Genomic DNA, 14,092 nt, shown 5'->3' on the forward strand with positions numbered 1-14,092 from the left:
TTGCTTAACGCACCGGACAACTTTGAAGTTGTTTTTCGCGCCAACTTTCCAGCATCTGAATCAGGCTGTCGTTAAAGTCGGTATGGTAGCAATGCAGCAGGCGCTCGGCCTGGGTGATGCCCGTTGCGGTAATCTCGCGCACGGGATCGAGGTATTGGCTTTCATCGTTTGTTTGGCATACTTTCGCTCGTCGTGTCAGTCCGTCGGAGGCCAGTTGGTAGAGGCGTTTGGCAATTTCGCCGACGTTCAGGTTGGCTGTTTGCGCTTTCAGTGCCTTCACCGGAACCTGTGCCCGGATCTCTCGGATTTCGTCCATGTTCCAGCCCGAGATCAGCTCGTAGGCTTCGTTGCGGCTTTGTGCATCGTAGAGCAGGCCCACCCAGAAAGCCGACAGCGCGGCGATATGTTTGACACAGCTTGCGTCGGCACCACGCATTTCGATGTATTGTTTCAGGCGCACATCGGGGAACACCGTCGAGGCGTGTGTTTCCCAGTCGTCCATCGTTGGTTGCAGCTCGTGTTTGCCCTGCATGAATTGCCGGAAGGTGATGTTGCCCGATGGCCGGTATTTCCCGTCGCGGTAAATAAAATACATGGGCACATCCAGCAGGTAGTCGACCCAGCGCTCGAAGCCAAAGCCATCCTCAAAAATGAAGGACTGGAAGCCGCAGCGATCGGGGTCGGTGTCGTTCCACACCTGGCTACGGTAGCTCAGGTAGCCATTGGGTTTGCCGTCGGAGAAGGGCGAATTGGCAAAAATGGCCGATGCAAAAGGCTGCAAGGCCTGGGCAATGCGCATCTTTTGGATCATGTCGGCCTCGCTGGCATAGTCCAGGTTCACCTGGATGGTTGCCGTGTTGGCCATCATTTGCAAGCCCAGGCTGCCTTTGGTAGGCATGTAGCCTTTCATGATGGCGTAGCGTTCCTTGGGCATCCACGGAATGTCGTTCACCTTCCACAGCGGGTCGACGCCCATGGGCAGGGTGAAGAAGCCGAGCTCGCGACAGATGCAGCTGAGCTCCTCGAAATGCTTGCGTGTTTCAACAAAGGTATGGTGAATGGTCTTAAAGTTTTTCCCCGAAAGCTCGAACTGTCCTCCCGGTTCCAGGGTGATGGATGCACCGTTCTGCTCGACGCCAATCAGGAAGTCATTCTCCAGGATGGGGCTCCAGCCTTCGTTCATAAAGTGCTGAAGGATGGTTCTTATTCCCACTTCAGCCTCGTAGGGCAGTCGTTTGAAGTCGCCCAGCCGGTACAGAAATTTCTCGTGCTCGGTGCCGATTCCCCAATCGTCGAAAGGGGTGTTTCCCTGCTCAAAGTAGTCCACCAGTTGGGACTTGCGGGTGATTATTGTTGTTTTTTCTGTTGCTGTCATGGAATGAGTTTCAAGTTTCAAGTTCCAAGCTTCAAGCTTCAAGCTTCAAGTTTTGTTTTTTGTGCTTTGCTATTTCGATCCTAAGATACTGTCGAGTACATATTTTTCGACCTGGCGGTTTTTCCCCCGATAGGGAAAGTCGTGCATCGACAACATGGCCGGTGCATTCAGTTCAACCACAATATAATGTTCCCGCGAGGGAGCTGCTTGCCAGTCGTCGATGATGATGTCGATTCCGGCGATGTTCAGCCCGGCAGCTTTCGCCGCTTGTGCCGCTACCTGCTTGTAGAAGTCGGGCATTTCGTCGGTCACATCAATGCTGTCGCCGCCGGTGCTCAGGTTCGAGTTTTTACGCAGGTAAATTTTTTCGCCCGCCGCGAGACCCGTTTCCAGTTGCAGGGATTGTGCTTTCAGGTGGCGTTTTACTTCTTCGTCGACCTGAATTTGCAGCAGCGGGTGGCGATAGTCGGTTCCGCGTCCTTCATTTTTCAAGTCGATTAGTTGCTGAATGGTATGCGTTCCGTCGCCGGTAATGTTGGCCGGTTCGCGAAAGGCAATGGCCCGAACCAGGCCATCGATCACCAGAAAACGGTATTCCTGTCCGGGGAAATATTCTTCAACAATGACCCGCTTGGAGTGGTTGAAAGCTTGGTGAATGGCCGACTGCAACTCGTCGGTCGACCGGATGTTGGTGCTTACCGCAATGCCATGATCGGTGTCGGCAGGTTTTACAACGGCCGGGAACCGGATGTTTTGCAAGGCAGCCCGATGGTAGCCTTCTTTTAAAAGCAAGCCTTTGGCCTGGCGGATTCCGGCGCGTTTCAAAAACTGGCGTGTCATCCATTTGTCGTTCGAAATCCAGTAGGCAATCAGGCTGTTGGCGTCCGAGATGGTGCCTTCGTGAATGACATATTCCTGGCCCTGGTACTGAACGGCGATCAGATTATTGTCGGCATCGATAATTTCGAGCGGCAGCTTTCGGCGCAAAATTTCAGCAATAATAATCTGGGTGGTTGCTTCAAACTGCTCGTAACCGGCAAGCGGTTCAAAGGTGTAAGTACTTTTCTGCATATCTGTTTCTCCTTGGCCGGGCAAAGTTAAAAATAATGGATGGATTTCGGTTTTGCCTCCTCCGGGCGGCCCGTTTGGCTATTGAAACAGTTTAGCGGATGAAAAGATTAACTGCCGGCGGCAACAACGGTGGTGGGGGTAGCCAGCTAAAAAAGCGTTTGAGGTGTGTGCTCCCTGGAACAATGTAGCTCATACATTTGGCTGTAAACCAGCAAGAGACCCTTCGTGCGAAGAGTCTCTTGTGTGGCGGGGCTGAACAGCTCGTTCCGATCGGGGGCGAGCTATGCTTTTCCGGCAAATCGAATGTTGTCTTTTTGAAAGGCACGCAGTCGTTCGGGATTCACCGGGTGAAGTTTGCCTTTCTTCTTCAACTCGCGCTTGAAGTCGCAGCTGGCACAGCCACCACACAAGCCTTTGTCCTTACGGGTAATGGCTTTGTAAATGTTGTAGCCGACTTTAACGACCACGGCGGCCACGATCAGAAGAGCGATAATATTTTGAATCATTTTTTGTCAAGATTTTTAGATTGCTGGATATTCAGACTACTGGATTGTTGGATTTTCAGATTGCTGGATTGTTGGATTGCTGGATTGCTGGATTTTCAGACTACTGGATTGCTGGATTTTCGGACAGTCTAAAAATCTAACTATCCGATAATCTATTAATCCGATAATCCGAACATCCGATAATTTATTAATCCGATAATCCGAACATCCGGTTATCCAATAAATAAGCTTCCAATCTGGAAAATCGCAAAGGCGGCGATCCAGGCGATGGCGGTGGTGTAAACCGTTGTGAAGATAGCCCATTTCCAGTTGGCTTCCTTCTTAATGGCTGCCACCACGGCAACACAGGGGAAGTAGATCAGCACAAAAATCATCAGCGCAAAGGCCACTAAAGGCGAAAAGACCTTTTGTCCGGCTTTGGGGCCGCTGGTGTAGGTTTGGCTTTGCAGCTTATCCATCAGCGACCGGGAGCTTTCGTCGGTGTCCATGCCCGCGTGGTAGAGTACGCCCATCGAGCTCACCACAATTTCCTTGGCGGCCATTCCGGTGATGATGCTCATGCCCACTTTCCAGTCGAAGCCCAGGGGTTGAATAACCGGCTCAATGAAATGGCCCATCTGACCGATGTACGATTTTTCGAGTCGTTCTTCTTCTTTCGACAGCTCCAGCTGCTCAATCAGCCCGGCTTTAGAGCTTTCGTCCAGCTGTTGGTTGGCGTCTACCAAGGCAATTTGCTGGTCGTAGTCCTGCGAAAATTCCTGATGGCGCGGGTAGTAGCCCATGGCCCAGATAATGATGGAGGCGAAGAGAATCACCGTTCCCATTTTGCGCAGGTATTGCTGTCCCTTGTGCCACATGTGGATCGATGTGTTTTTCAGCGTCGGCATGCGGTAGGGGGGAAGCTCCATCACAAAAGGCACTTCTTTTTTGGCAAACAAGGTTTTCTTGAATAGCAAGCCAACCAACACGGCCAGCACAATGCCGATGAAGTAAATCGAAAACAGAATGGCACCCTGGTTGGCGGTGAAGAAGGCCGAGATCAGCAGCACATAAACCGGCAGGCGCGCCGAGCACGACATAAACGGAATGATGAGCATGGTTAGCAAGCGGTCGTTTTTGTTGTCGAGGGTGCGGGTTGCCATTACGGCGGGCACATTACAGCCAAAGCCCAAAATCAGCGGGATGAAGGACTTGCCGTGTAAGCCCATCTTGTGCATCAGCTTATCCATGATGAAAGCGGCGCGAGCCATGTAGCCCGAGTCTTCCATCAGCGAGATGCAGAAAAACAGAATCAGGATGTTGGGCAAAAAGATGATCACGCCACCCACGCCACCGATGATTCCGTCCACCAGCAGGTCTTTCAGTGCGCCCTCGGGCATCAGGCTGGCAACGGTATCGCTCAGCCAGCCCACGCCGGCGTCAATCCAGTCCATGGGGTAGCTGCCCAGGGTGAAGGTCAGCTGGAAGGTGGCCCAGATGAAGAAGATGAAAATCGGGAATCCCCAGATTTTATGTGTCAGGATCTTGTCGATTTCGCGGCTGTTGCGGCGCCTTGTTTCGGGAGCCGGTTTATAAGTTTCCTTCAGTGCGCCGGCAATAAAACCGTACTTGGCATCGGCAATCAGCGTTTCCGACTTGTCGTTCAGTAAAGCCTCCAGTCGCTTAATTTCGCGGTCGGCCGTGCTTCGGATGTTCCGGGCGTTGGCGTTGCTTTGCAGCAGCTCGCGGGAGTGGGCATCGTCTTCCAACAGCTTGATGGCCAAATAGCGGGTCGAATAGCTCTTGTTGCGGTTTTCGTCTTGTTTTATTTCTGTTTGAATGGCCGAAATGGCCTGCTCAATGTCGGGGCCATAGTTGATGTGGATGTGGCGAACACTGGGGTCGCGTTCTTCATATACCTCAATAATTTTGTCGAAGAGTTGCTGCAGCCCTTTTCCTTTGGAGGCTACCGTGGGGACAATGGGGATGCCCATCATTTCGCCCAGTTGTTTGTAGTTGAATTGGACTGATTTCTGCTCCAGCTCGTCGTACATGTTCAGGGCAATCACCACTTTAATGTTCATGTCAATCAGCTGGGTGGTCAGGTACAGGTTCCGTTCCAGGTTCGAGGCATCAACAACGTTCACCACCACATCGGGCTTGCGCTCGGCAATGTGGTTGCGCACAAACAGCTCCTCGGGCGAGTACTCGGTGATGGAGTAGGTGCCCGGCAGATCGGAGATGCGGAAGTTGAAATCGTGCTGGCGAAAACGAGCTTCCTTGGCATCGATGGTCACGCCGGCATAGTTGCCCACCCGCTCTTTCGATCCCGAGGCATAGTTGAACAGGGTGGTTTTCCCGCAGTTGGGATTGCCCACCAGCGCCACCGAAATGTTTTTGCTTTTCTTACCACCCGAAACCTTGAGCCGGTGCTGGTCGATGGTGCCTGCAAAGATTCCGGTGAGCAGCTCGGAGCTCTCGTCCGGGGCGAGCACCTCAATCATCTCGGCCTCACTGCGGCGCAACGATACCTTGTAGCCCATAATTTCGTACTCTACCGGATCCTTCATCGGGGCATTTTTAATCACTTTCACCTTTTGTCCCTTCACAAATCCCATTTCTGAGATTCGCTTGCGGAAGGCGCCTTGCCCAAATACGTACTTGATGACAGCCTCCTCGCCGGTTTTTAAGCCGGCCAGCCTCCTGTTGTTGATATCTGAATTCTGTAAAAACATAAACCGTTTGTTAAAAATCCAATCCAAACCGAAGCAGTCCCACCATGGCATTGTTTACCGCCAAATCGGTTCCCCGCGGGTGAATGACATACTGAAGGTCGGGTTGAAAATAGATGTGATTATTCAGTTGTAGCTTATAAGTCAATTCCAAGGTTGTTTCGTCGCGGCCATCCTCGTCGCTCATTATTCCGCGGGCCATAGCCAATCCGAGGTTGTCGTGTCCCTTGGCCGAGAATAAGCCGGTATAGTGAATGCCGCTACCGATGTAGGCAACATTGTCGTTGCGCGGACTGACGCCCAGTTGGTAGAAAACACTCAGTCCCTTGCCGCTTTCGTTCGGCGCACTGATGCGGTGATCGCCTACCAGGTAGAAGCCATAGTCCGATTCCAGCTCGTCGGAAACCTCCGGTTCGTCGCAGTGCTGGTGAAAGAAGAAGCCCGCCTTGATGGTTTGCAGACACTGGTCGCCGTTGCCGCAGTGCAGGTTGGCCTCGCTTACCCACAGCAGCGCGTCCTGGTGGTTGAGGTTCCATTTCAAATTGTTGGGGTTGTCGTCAAAATCGATGGGACAACCTTTATATACCGCCGTTTTTAAGTTCAGACGATCGGAGGGCTCCCAACATATAGTGATGCCCGGCGAGGTCAAGGGAAAAATCGGAGCTGCAATATTGTCGGCAATGATGGAATGAATGCCAAAGGAGCTGTTGATAAAGAGACCGCCAAATTCGCTGTTGGCAAACTCGGCGTTCAAATCCTGAAGACCGATCGTGGTATGGAAATTCCCAAACGCTTGGGCGTACCAAAGCTCGTAAAGAAAAGTGTGGTCGCCGGCTTCAATATTCGACACCACCTGAAAGTCGCCAATCAGATTGGCCGAGGGCTCGCCGCCATGTGTGTTTGCTCCGTGAATCAGGAATGTACCGCCTTTCCACAGTCCTGCCTTATGGGTGTCAAATTCAAGAAATAAGTCGGCCAGGCCTAAATAAGTCGATCCCGTTTCGAGTCCTCCCTTGAGGTTGGCAACGAAGTCTCCTTTATAAGATCCGTAAAGGCTGACTGCGGGTTGTTCAGAATCGTTTTTTGTTTCGGCAAACGTTTGGCCTGCCACGAGCAAAGCGAGCGTCATCAGCCCGATATTAAAGAACTGTTTCATACTAGTAAAAGGTGTTTTGGTTTTTTTAGCAAAGATAGGGCTGTTGGCAGTGCGCAGCAATCCCCATAAATAGGGGTTTTTGCCGCGAGGCCTAAAAGCAGAGCTTTCAACACCACCACCAACGGTTTTTCATGCAGCGCTGCCGGCCGTTGTTCAGCGGCGTGATTTCAACTGTTTTAGATGGCGGTATACTAAGGTTTCATATCGAAAGTGGACGCCGGCAGGAGCTACCCTCGAGGCAATTATTTAATTGTTAATTTGGGCAAACCAAGTACGATGCATTTCCATTCCTGCTTAAAAATGAATAATTTTGTTGCCCGAAAAGAGTAAGTTATTTAAAATCGTTATAAATTATTATGGCACAAAAAACACTTTTAATGATTCTCGACGGTTGGGGCATCGGTGATGGTTCCAAACGCGATGTAATCTCGCAAGCATCAACTCCGTTTATGGATTCGTTGGTGAAAGAATATCCGCACGCACAATTACTTACTTCCGGAGAAAATGTTGGTTTGCCCGACGGACAGATGGGGAACTCAGAGGTAGGTCACTTGAATATTGGTGCCGGACGTGTGCTTTACCAGGACATGGTGAAGATTACAAAAGCCATTCGTGATAAATCGTTGTGGGAAAATCCACAATTGCTGAAAGCTTTCAACTACGCAAAAGACAATAATAAAAAAGTTCACCTGATTGGTTTGATTGGCCCTGGTGGGGTTCACGCTCTCAGCTCGCACATGATTGCCTTGTGCCAAATGGGAACCGACTTGGGACTGAACGATGTGTTTGTACATGGTTTGACGGATGGTCGTGATACGGACCCGCGTTCCGGTTACGGATTCCTGGAGTCGGACCTGGAAGCCCTGAAAGCAACAAACGGTAAGTTTGCCTCAATCATTGGCCGCTATTACGGCATGGACCGCGACAAAAACTGGGATCGTATGCGTCTGGCTTACGACCTTTACACGAAAGGTGAAGGCGAAAAGTCGACCGACTTGTTAGCTTCGGTAAAAGCCTCTTACGAAGCGGGTGTTACCGACGAGTTCATCAAACCAATTTGTATGGTGAAAGAAGATGGCAGCCCGGTTGCTGTTATCGAAGAGGGTGACGTTGTCATCTGTTTCAACTTCCGTACCGACCGCTTACGCCAAACAACCATTGCCTTTACGCAAGAAGACTTGCACGAATTTGATATGCACAAAATGGATTTGCAGTGGTACACCATGACCAACTACAAAGCCGATTTCAAAAATGTGCAAGTGATTTTCGACAAGGAAAACCCAATCAACACCATGGGTGAAGTGGTTTCCAATGCCGGCTTGAAACAAATTCGTATTGCCGAAACCGAAAAATATGCGCACGTAACGTTCTTCTTCAGCGGTGGTCGCGAAGAGGAGTTCCCGGGCGAAAAACGGATTTTGTGTCCTTCGCCTAAAGTTCCGACTTACGATCATCAACCCGAAATGTCGGCTCCAATGGTTCGCGATTCAATTATTCCCGAATTGCAAAAAGGAGAAGTTGACTTTGTATGTTTGAACTTTGCCAATGGCGATATGGTGGGCCACACCGGCGACTACACGGCCATTACTAAAGCGGTAGAAGCTGTTGATGGCTGTGCCAAAGCTGTTGTGGAAGCAGCCCGCGCTAACAACTACAATGTGATGATTATTGCTGACCACGGGAACGCCGATAACGCTGTTAACCCCGACGGTTCGCCAAACACGGCTCACTCGCTGAATCCGGTACCATGTATCTATGTTAGCGACGACAAGAATCTGAAGGTCAATAATGGTATTTTAGCCGATGTTGCGCCGACCCTGTTGTCGGAAATGGGCATTGAAATCCCTGCCGAAATGACCGGTAAAGTTTTGATTGAACGCTAGTCGCAGATCAAATAAAACATGAGCCTCTCCTCTCGTGGAGGGGCTTTTTTACTTCGTTGAAGATTGTCATTTATAGTCAATCATAGTCATTAGTCGTGGATGGCGCGCTTAACAATCAATGACTAGTGATGACCATTGAATGACAAATAATGACACTTAAAAGGTACATTCATAAATTAGAAACATTTTATATGCTCGAAATAGGAAAAACAATTGTCAGTTTTGATGTGATCGATGAGCACTTTTTGTGCGACTTGATGAAGTGTAAAGGCGCTTGTTGCGTTGAGGGAGACTCGGGTGCACCCTTAACCCAGGAGGAAGCGGTAATTATTGAAGAGATTTATCCTGATTTCGAGCCTTATATTACCGAAGAAGGCAAGCAGGTTGTCGCGAAAAATGGAATCTCTGTGATCGATAGCGATGGCGACCTGGTGACTCCGCTCATGAGTAACGAAGCCTGTGCTTTTGTTTTTGTCGACGAGCAGGGCATCACTAAATGCGGCATTGAGAAAGCTTTTCTGGATGGTAAAGTCGATTTTCGCAAGCCTGTTTCCTGTGCCTTATTCCCCATCCGTATCACCGAATATAAGCGTTTCGATGCGGTCAACTATCAGCAAATTGACATCTGCAAGCCTGGTCGCGAATGTGGACGGGGACAAAAACTACCCTTGTATCAGTTTTTGAAAGAACCCCTGATTCGCAAATACGGCAAAGCCTGGTACGAGCAGCTGGCCTATGCTGCCGAGCATCGGCCGTGGGAAAAGCAGGAAGGTTAGCCGGTGGCTGGCCTCAACAGCCATGACTTAATTCAAATTCCACTCTTTAAAGAACTGATCCAGATACAGCTTCATAAATTTGTGTCGCTCTTGGGCAACTTTTTTGCCGTAATCAGTATTCATTCGATCCTTCAGTAGAAGGAGTTTCTCGTAGAAATGATTGATGGTCGGGGCAGAGGTTTTTTTGTAGGTTTCAAAGTCGATGTGCATTTCCGGTTTTACATTGGGATCGTAAATCAGTCGTTGTTTATTGCCGCCGTAGGCAAAGGTGCGGGCAATGCCAATGGCTCCCATCGCATCCAACCGGTCGGCGTCCTGCACAATTTGTGCTTCAATGCTCGTTGGCGTAGTATCCACGCCGGCTCCCTTAAAGGATACTTCCCCGATGATGCGTTCGATTTTTCGAATCTTTTCCTCGGGAACCCCCAGTTTGCGCATCCAACATTCGCTTCGTCTGGCTTGTTCGTTGTCTGGCTTTAGTTTCCAGTCATCCAGATCGTGAAGCAGAGCAGCCATCTCAACCAGGAACAAATCTGCTTTCTCATGTTTGGTAATTTTCAAAGCAAGTTGCCAAACCCGATGGATGTGCCACCAGTCGTGTCCGCTGGCTTCCTGCTCAAACTGAAGCCGCACATACATGGCCGTTTCATGAATGTATAGTGATTGATCCATACCACGAAGTTACAGAAAAGCCTCCTGATTTTGAAGAAATCTCTGGCCGAGATGAAAACGGAGGATTTTTGTTTATCCTGCAGTCGTAGTTGACACAAGTTAGTGGGGTGTCGTTCACGACATTATCGAAGCTACCTGATAATCAGGCAGCGTGGTGTTGATCAATTCTCGCAAAGAGCGAAGAAGGAGGACTTTTTACCGATGAGGACGAGTTGGGAACCGACAGACTTAATTTTTATTGAGGCCGGAATCAAACGAAAGGCTTCATGCAGTTCATAGCTGGTGTTGATGCTTCGCAGTCGTGAATGTTTTCGAGCATCACGCAGGATCTGCTCGTATCCTGCAACCATTTGGGACTCTTGGTCGTTGTTTATGCTTGTGAGAAAGTTTGCCATGTCAGGCTTTCCACGCTATCCGGATACGGGCCGTGCGCCTGTTAATGGCGGGTAGGTGATGTTGTTAAAATAGGTTGAATACCGCTTTGGTTTAGATGAAATCCTTACTTTTGCACACTGTTTTGTGTTCTTCCTGAAATGAGGGAAGATAGGAAAATGATTATGAGTGAGAATAAAAGACTGACTTTGCCGGCCATGCTCCGGACAAGTTTTGAGAAATATCATTCGAACGATGCGTTGATGTTTGCCGGTGAAGAACCGATGACATATAACGATTTGCGGATGAAGGTTGAACGTTTGGGCAGGCAGTTGCGCAAGCTGGGGGTTCAGCAAGGCTCCAAGGTGGCCATTCTGAGTGCAAACATGCCCAACTGGGTGGTTTCATTTTTTGCCAGCTCGGCAATTGGAGCCGTTGTTGTTCCGATATTGCCCGATTTTTCGGCAAGTGAAATCAAGAATATTTTAGACCATGCGGAAGCTGAGTTTATTTTTGTTTCCGAATTGCTGCAAGCGAAGATCAACCGGGAAGAGCTTCCGGCGCTGAAAGTGATCCGTATTGAGGAGTTCCGTGAAGTCGAAGCTTCCGGCAGGCTTATTGAATTACCACAAGTTGATGACGATTCGTTTGATTATACCGATGTGCAGGAACAAGATCTGCTTTCCATTATTTATACCTCGGGAACAACCGGGAAATCGAAAGGGGTGATGTTGACTCATAAAAATATTGTGTGGACTGCTCAGCAGAGTATCCATTTGCAGTTTGTCGATTCATCGGATCGTTTCTTATCCGTTTTGCCCCTCTCGCATACCTTCGAGAATACCCTGGGGCTGATTTTCCCGATCATGAATGGTTGTTCGATCGCCTATTTGCGGAAAGCGCCTACAGCATCGGTGTTGTTGCCCGCGCTGAAACAGGTAAAGCCGACCTTGATGCTGGTTGTGCCCCTGATCATCGAAAAAATTTACAAAGGCAAAATATTGCCCCAGATCAACAGTAAAGCGCTTACCCGCACGCTATATAAAATTCGCCCTTTCCAAAAGCTGCTGAGTCGTGCCGCAGGCAAAAAATTGCTGGAAACCTTTGGCGGCGAGTTAAAGTTCTTTGGAATTGGCGGCGCCAAGTTGGATAATGAGGTGGAACGCTTCCTGATGGATGCGAAATTTCCGCTGGCAATTGGCTACGGCTTAACCGAAACGTCGCCCTTGCTGGCCGGAGCGGTCGGCGATAATGTTCGTTATTTATCGACTGGCGTAGCGCTAAAGGGCGTGCAGTTGCGTATCGCTAATGCCGATCCGGCAACGGGAGAAGGTGAAGTGCAGGCGCGCGGCGAAAATGTGATGAAAGGCTATTACAAAGAGCCGGGGCTGACCCGTGACGTTTTTACCGAAGATGGCTGGTTTAAAACCGGCGACCTGGGGAAATTCGATAAAGGCTCGCTGTTTATCAAAGGACGTATTAAGAATATGATCCTCGGCGCTTCGGGCGAAAATATTTATCCCGAGGAAATTGAGTCGGTGATTAACCGGATGGAATATGTGCTGGAGTCGCTGGTGGTGCAGCAAAAAGGCCGGCTGGTGGCCATGGTGCATCTGAATATGGAGGAGATTGAAGCCCGCTTTAAGCAAGCAAAAGAAGAGGCTGTGCTGAAATTTAACAGCCGGGTGGATGAGATTCTGGCCGATATTCAGCAAAAGGTGAATGAGGAAGTGAATAAGTTCTCCCGTATCCAGACGGTTGTCCTTCAACCTGTACCTTTCGAGAAAACACCCACCATGAAGATCAAACGTTTTTTGTACCTGTGAGTTTTCACTCGCCGAAATGATATACGAGTCCCTGACATTCAGATGTTGGGGATTTTTGTTTCCATTTTCGGAGCATCCGAAAGGTCACATAAATCCGATTTCAATTCCCGTGCTATGCGGGTGTTGCCCGGGAAAAAGTAGATTTGAAGAGCCAGCATGGCAAGAGCCTCCAAAAAGAAAGCGTGATGGCCGGTTAGCGCAAAACAAGCCAACATAAAATAACCGCTTCCCTCAATGGTTGCCGCCCGTACAATTATGGCTGATTGAAATTGCCTTAGTTTTTCATCGCTGGCCGTCTTTTCAATTCCACACAATCGCTTACGAGCAACAAACAGGCCTGTTGGGATGGCGATGGCCGGCAACAGATTGGCAACGATAAGCAAGTAGAATGTTATTTCCGGGGGTAAATTCCCGATGGTGCCCGAACTGTGGATCAGCGAAAAGCTCATGGTTGAGAAAAGCACCAGCCCCAAAATTAATCCGCAATAGATGAGACGAATTGATTTCAACGACGGACGATTAAAAAAATGAATCATTCGGTTCGGTTTAGGTATAGCGATGCTGAAGATAGCAACTTATCCCAATAAATGAGCTGTTGTAAAAAAGGTTGGGCGAGTAGAATGGCATCCCGGGGCATCCCGGAATTTATAAGTTGGTGGGATTTCAAATATTTCCCAAATCTCTTTTAACTTTGGTTTGTTATTAGCAAATAAACAGTTTTAAACAGAAACAAATTATGAAAATGCTGAAATTTAAACTTTTCACACTCTTGTTGATCAGCGTTGGGCTGATGTTTTCATCCTGTTCGTCGTCGAAATGGGCGGCGCAGAGTAATCAAACCAAAGGTGGCATTCTGGGCGGAACCGGTGGAGCTGCTGTAGGCGCCGGCCTGGGTGCCATCCTGGCCAAAAAATCGGGTAAAGGCGCTGTTATTGGTGCTGCGGTAGGTGGTGCTGTGGGCACGGGAGCCGGAATCCTGATCGGTAAAAAGATGGATAAGCAACAGGCCGAGCTCGAACGTATTGAAGGGGCACAGGTTGAAACCGTGACCGACTCGAATAACTTGCAGGCCATTAAGGTGACCTTCGACAGTGGGATCCTGTTTGCAACCGGAAAAAGTAACCTTAGCACGGCGTCGAAAGATGCTTTGGCCCGGTTTGCCAGCTCGCTGCGCTCGACCCCCGAAACCGATGTCACAATTTACGGGCATACCGATAATACCGGATCGCGCGAGATTAACGAGAAGTTGTCCAACGAACGGGCTGAGTCGGTGGCCAAATATCTGATCGAAAACGGTGTGTCGGGTGATCGCCTGGCAACCCAGGGAAAAGCCTACGACGAGCCGGTGGCCAGCAACGAAACGGCTGAAGGCCGTGCGCTGAACCGCCGCGTTGAAATCTACATCACTGCCAACGAAACCATGATTCAACAAGCCGAACAAGGCAATTTGAACTAAGCACAAGAAATTGGAATACGAAAAAGCTGCTTCAACCCGGGTTGAGGTGGCTTTTTTTTTGAGTGTCTCTTTGGGTGATGTGGTTTCCAACCGCATCGGGGATGTATTGAATAGGGGGTCAGCTTCAACCGGTAGCCAGGCTTCTTTTGTAGTAAACCAGCGCTGATGAGAGTTGCCCCAAAACTGGCTGTTTTTCTCGCCTACTTTTGCGCAATTCGGATCTTTTGTCCTACCGGACGGGTTTTCATCTTTGGCTTGCCCCAAAGACGAAACAGAAAACGCAAGGCT

11 protein-coding genes are annotated in these 14,092 nt (G+C 49.5%); 4 read left to right on the forward strand and 7 right to left on the reverse strand.

Going from position 1 to position 14,092, the window contains the following annotated elements; all coding sequences use genetic code 11:
* Nucleotides 1-4: 4 nt before the first annotated feature.
* The 5 genes from C8N47_RS08595 to C8N47_RS08615 form a co-directional block, all read right to left on the reverse strand.
* Nucleotides 5-1,375: a glutamate--cysteine ligase gene (locus C8N47_RS08595; RefSeq protein WP_107822136.1), complete on the reverse strand. Its 1,371-nt coding sequence runs from the start codon at nt 1,373-1,375 to the stop codon at nt 5-7.
* A gap of 69 nt (nt 1,376-1,444) precedes the next feature.
* On the reverse strand, nt 1,445-2,446 hold the full coding sequence (locus tag C8N47_RS08600; protein ID WP_107822137.1) for a glutamate ligase: 1,002 nt from the start codon (nt 2,444-2,446) through the stop codon (nt 1,445-1,447).
* A gap of 281 nt (nt 2,447-2,727) precedes the next feature.
* Nucleotides 2,728-2,952, reverse strand: coding sequence for a FeoB-associated Cys-rich membrane protein (locus C8N47_RS08605; protein WP_107822138.1), 225 nt, complete (start codon nt 2,950-2,952; stop codon nt 2,728-2,730).
* Between the two features lie 212 nt (nt 2,953-3,164).
* Complete coding sequence (feoB, locus tag C8N47_RS08610; protein WP_107822139.1) at nt 3,165-5,666, reverse strand: ferrous iron transport protein B; 2,502 nt, start codon at nt 5,664-5,666, stop codon at nt 3,165-3,167.
* Nucleotides 5,667-5,676: 10 nt separating this feature from the next.
* Nucleotides 5,677-6,819 carry a carbohydrate porin gene (locus C8N47_RS08615; protein WP_146161476.1) on the reverse strand — a complete coding sequence of 381 codons (1,143 nt, stop codon included), beginning with the start codon at nt 6,817-6,819 and terminating at the stop codon, nt 5,677-5,679.
* A gap of 356 nt (nt 6,820-7,175) precedes the next feature.
* Between C8N47_RS08615 and gpmI the strand changes: the two genes are divergently transcribed.
* Both gpmI and C8N47_RS08625 read left to right on the forward strand, forming a co-directional pair.
* Nucleotides 7,176-8,702, forward strand: coding sequence for a 2,3-bisphosphoglycerate-independent phosphoglycerate mutase (gene gpmI, locus C8N47_RS08620; RefSeq protein ID WP_107822141.1), 1,527 nt, complete (start codon nt 7,176-7,178; stop codon nt 8,700-8,702).
* A 191-nt stretch (nt 8,703-8,893) separates the two neighbouring features.
* On the forward strand, nt 8,894-9,478 hold the full coding sequence (locus C8N47_RS08625) for a DUF3109 family protein (RefSeq protein ID WP_107822142.1): 585 nt from the start codon (nt 8,894-8,896) through the stop codon (nt 9,476-9,478).
* A 27-nt stretch (nt 9,479-9,505) separates the two neighbouring features.
* On the opposite strand, the gene C8N47_RS08630 is transcribed toward C8N47_RS08625, so the two are convergent.
* A complete protein-coding gene (locus C8N47_RS08630; protein WP_107822143.1) occupies nt 9,506-10,150 on the reverse strand; it encodes an HD domain-containing protein in 645 nt (214 codons plus the stop codon).
* Nucleotides 10,151-10,707: 557 nt separating this feature from the next.
* Here C8N47_RS08630 and C8N47_RS08635 point away from each other — a divergent pair.
* Complete coding sequence (locus C8N47_RS08635; RefSeq protein ID WP_211316081.1) at nt 10,708-12,348, forward strand: AMP-binding protein; 1,641 nt, start codon at nt 10,708-10,710, stop codon at nt 12,346-12,348.
* A 38-nt stretch (nt 12,349-12,386) separates the two neighbouring features.
* On the opposite strand, the gene C8N47_RS08640 is transcribed toward C8N47_RS08635, so the two are convergent.
* On the reverse strand, nt 12,387-12,884 hold the full coding sequence (locus tag C8N47_RS08640) for a hypothetical protein (protein ID WP_107822145.1): 498 nt from the start codon (nt 12,882-12,884) through the stop codon (nt 12,387-12,389).
* A gap of 200 nt (nt 12,885-13,084) precedes the next feature.
* Between C8N47_RS08640 and C8N47_RS08645 the strand changes: the two genes are divergently transcribed.
* Complete coding sequence (locus tag C8N47_RS08645; protein ID WP_107822146.1) at nt 13,085-13,804, forward strand: YiaD family glycine zipper/OmpA-like lipoprotein; 720 nt, start codon at nt 13,085-13,087, stop codon at nt 13,802-13,804.
* Nucleotides 13,805-14,092: the final 288 nt, after the last annotated feature.

Origin of the sequence: Mangrovibacterium marinum, assembly GCF_003046625.1 — a bacterium.
GTDB lineage: Bacteria > Bacteroidota > Bacteroidia > Bacteroidales > Prolixibacteraceae > Mangrovibacterium > Mangrovibacterium marinum.

What these genes read in the sequence shown, in the direction of transcription:
- C8N47_RS08635 (WP_211316081.1), top strand. Translation starts at nt 10,708, where the DNA reads ATGAGTGAGAATAAAAGACTGACTTTGCCGGCCATGCTCCGGACAAGT.
- C8N47_RS08630 (WP_107822143.1), bottom strand. Translation starts at nt 10,150, where the DNA reads ATGGATCAATCACTATACATTCATGAAACGGCCATGTATGTGCGGCTT.
- C8N47_RS08640 (WP_107822145.1), bottom strand. Translation starts at nt 12,884, where the DNA reads ATGATTCATTTTTTTAATCGTCCGTCGTTGAAATCAATTCGTCTCATC.
- C8N47_RS08625 (WP_107822142.1), top strand. Translation starts at nt 8,894, where the DNA reads ATGCTCGAAATAGGAAAAACAATTGTCAGTTTTGATGTGATCGATGAG.
- gpmI (WP_107822141.1), top strand. Translation starts at nt 7,176, where the DNA reads ATGGCACAAAAAACACTTTTAATGATTCTCGACGGTTGGGGCATCGGT.
- C8N47_RS08600 (WP_107822137.1), bottom strand. Translation starts at nt 2,446, where the DNA reads ATGCAGAAAAGTACTTACACCTTTGAACCGCTTGCCGGTTACGAGCAG.
- C8N47_RS08615 (WP_146161476.1), bottom strand. Translation starts at nt 6,819, where the DNA reads ATGAAACAGTTCTTTAATATCGGGCTGATGACGCTCGCTTTGCTCGTG.
- feoB (WP_107822139.1), bottom strand. Translation starts at nt 5,666, where the DNA reads ATGTTTTTACAGAATTCAGATATCAACAACAGGAGGCTGGCCGGCTTA.
- C8N47_RS08595 (WP_107822136.1), bottom strand. Translation starts at nt 1,375, where the DNA reads ATGACAGCAACAGAAAAAACAACAATAATCACCCGCAAGTCCCAACTG.
- C8N47_RS08645 (WP_107822146.1), top strand. Translation starts at nt 13,085, where the DNA reads ATGAAAATGCTGAAATTTAAACTTTTCACACTCTTGTTGATCAGCGTT.
- C8N47_RS08605 (WP_107822138.1), bottom strand. Translation starts at nt 2,952, where the DNA reads ATGATTCAAAATATTATCGCTCTTCTGATCGTGGCCGCCGTGGTCGTT.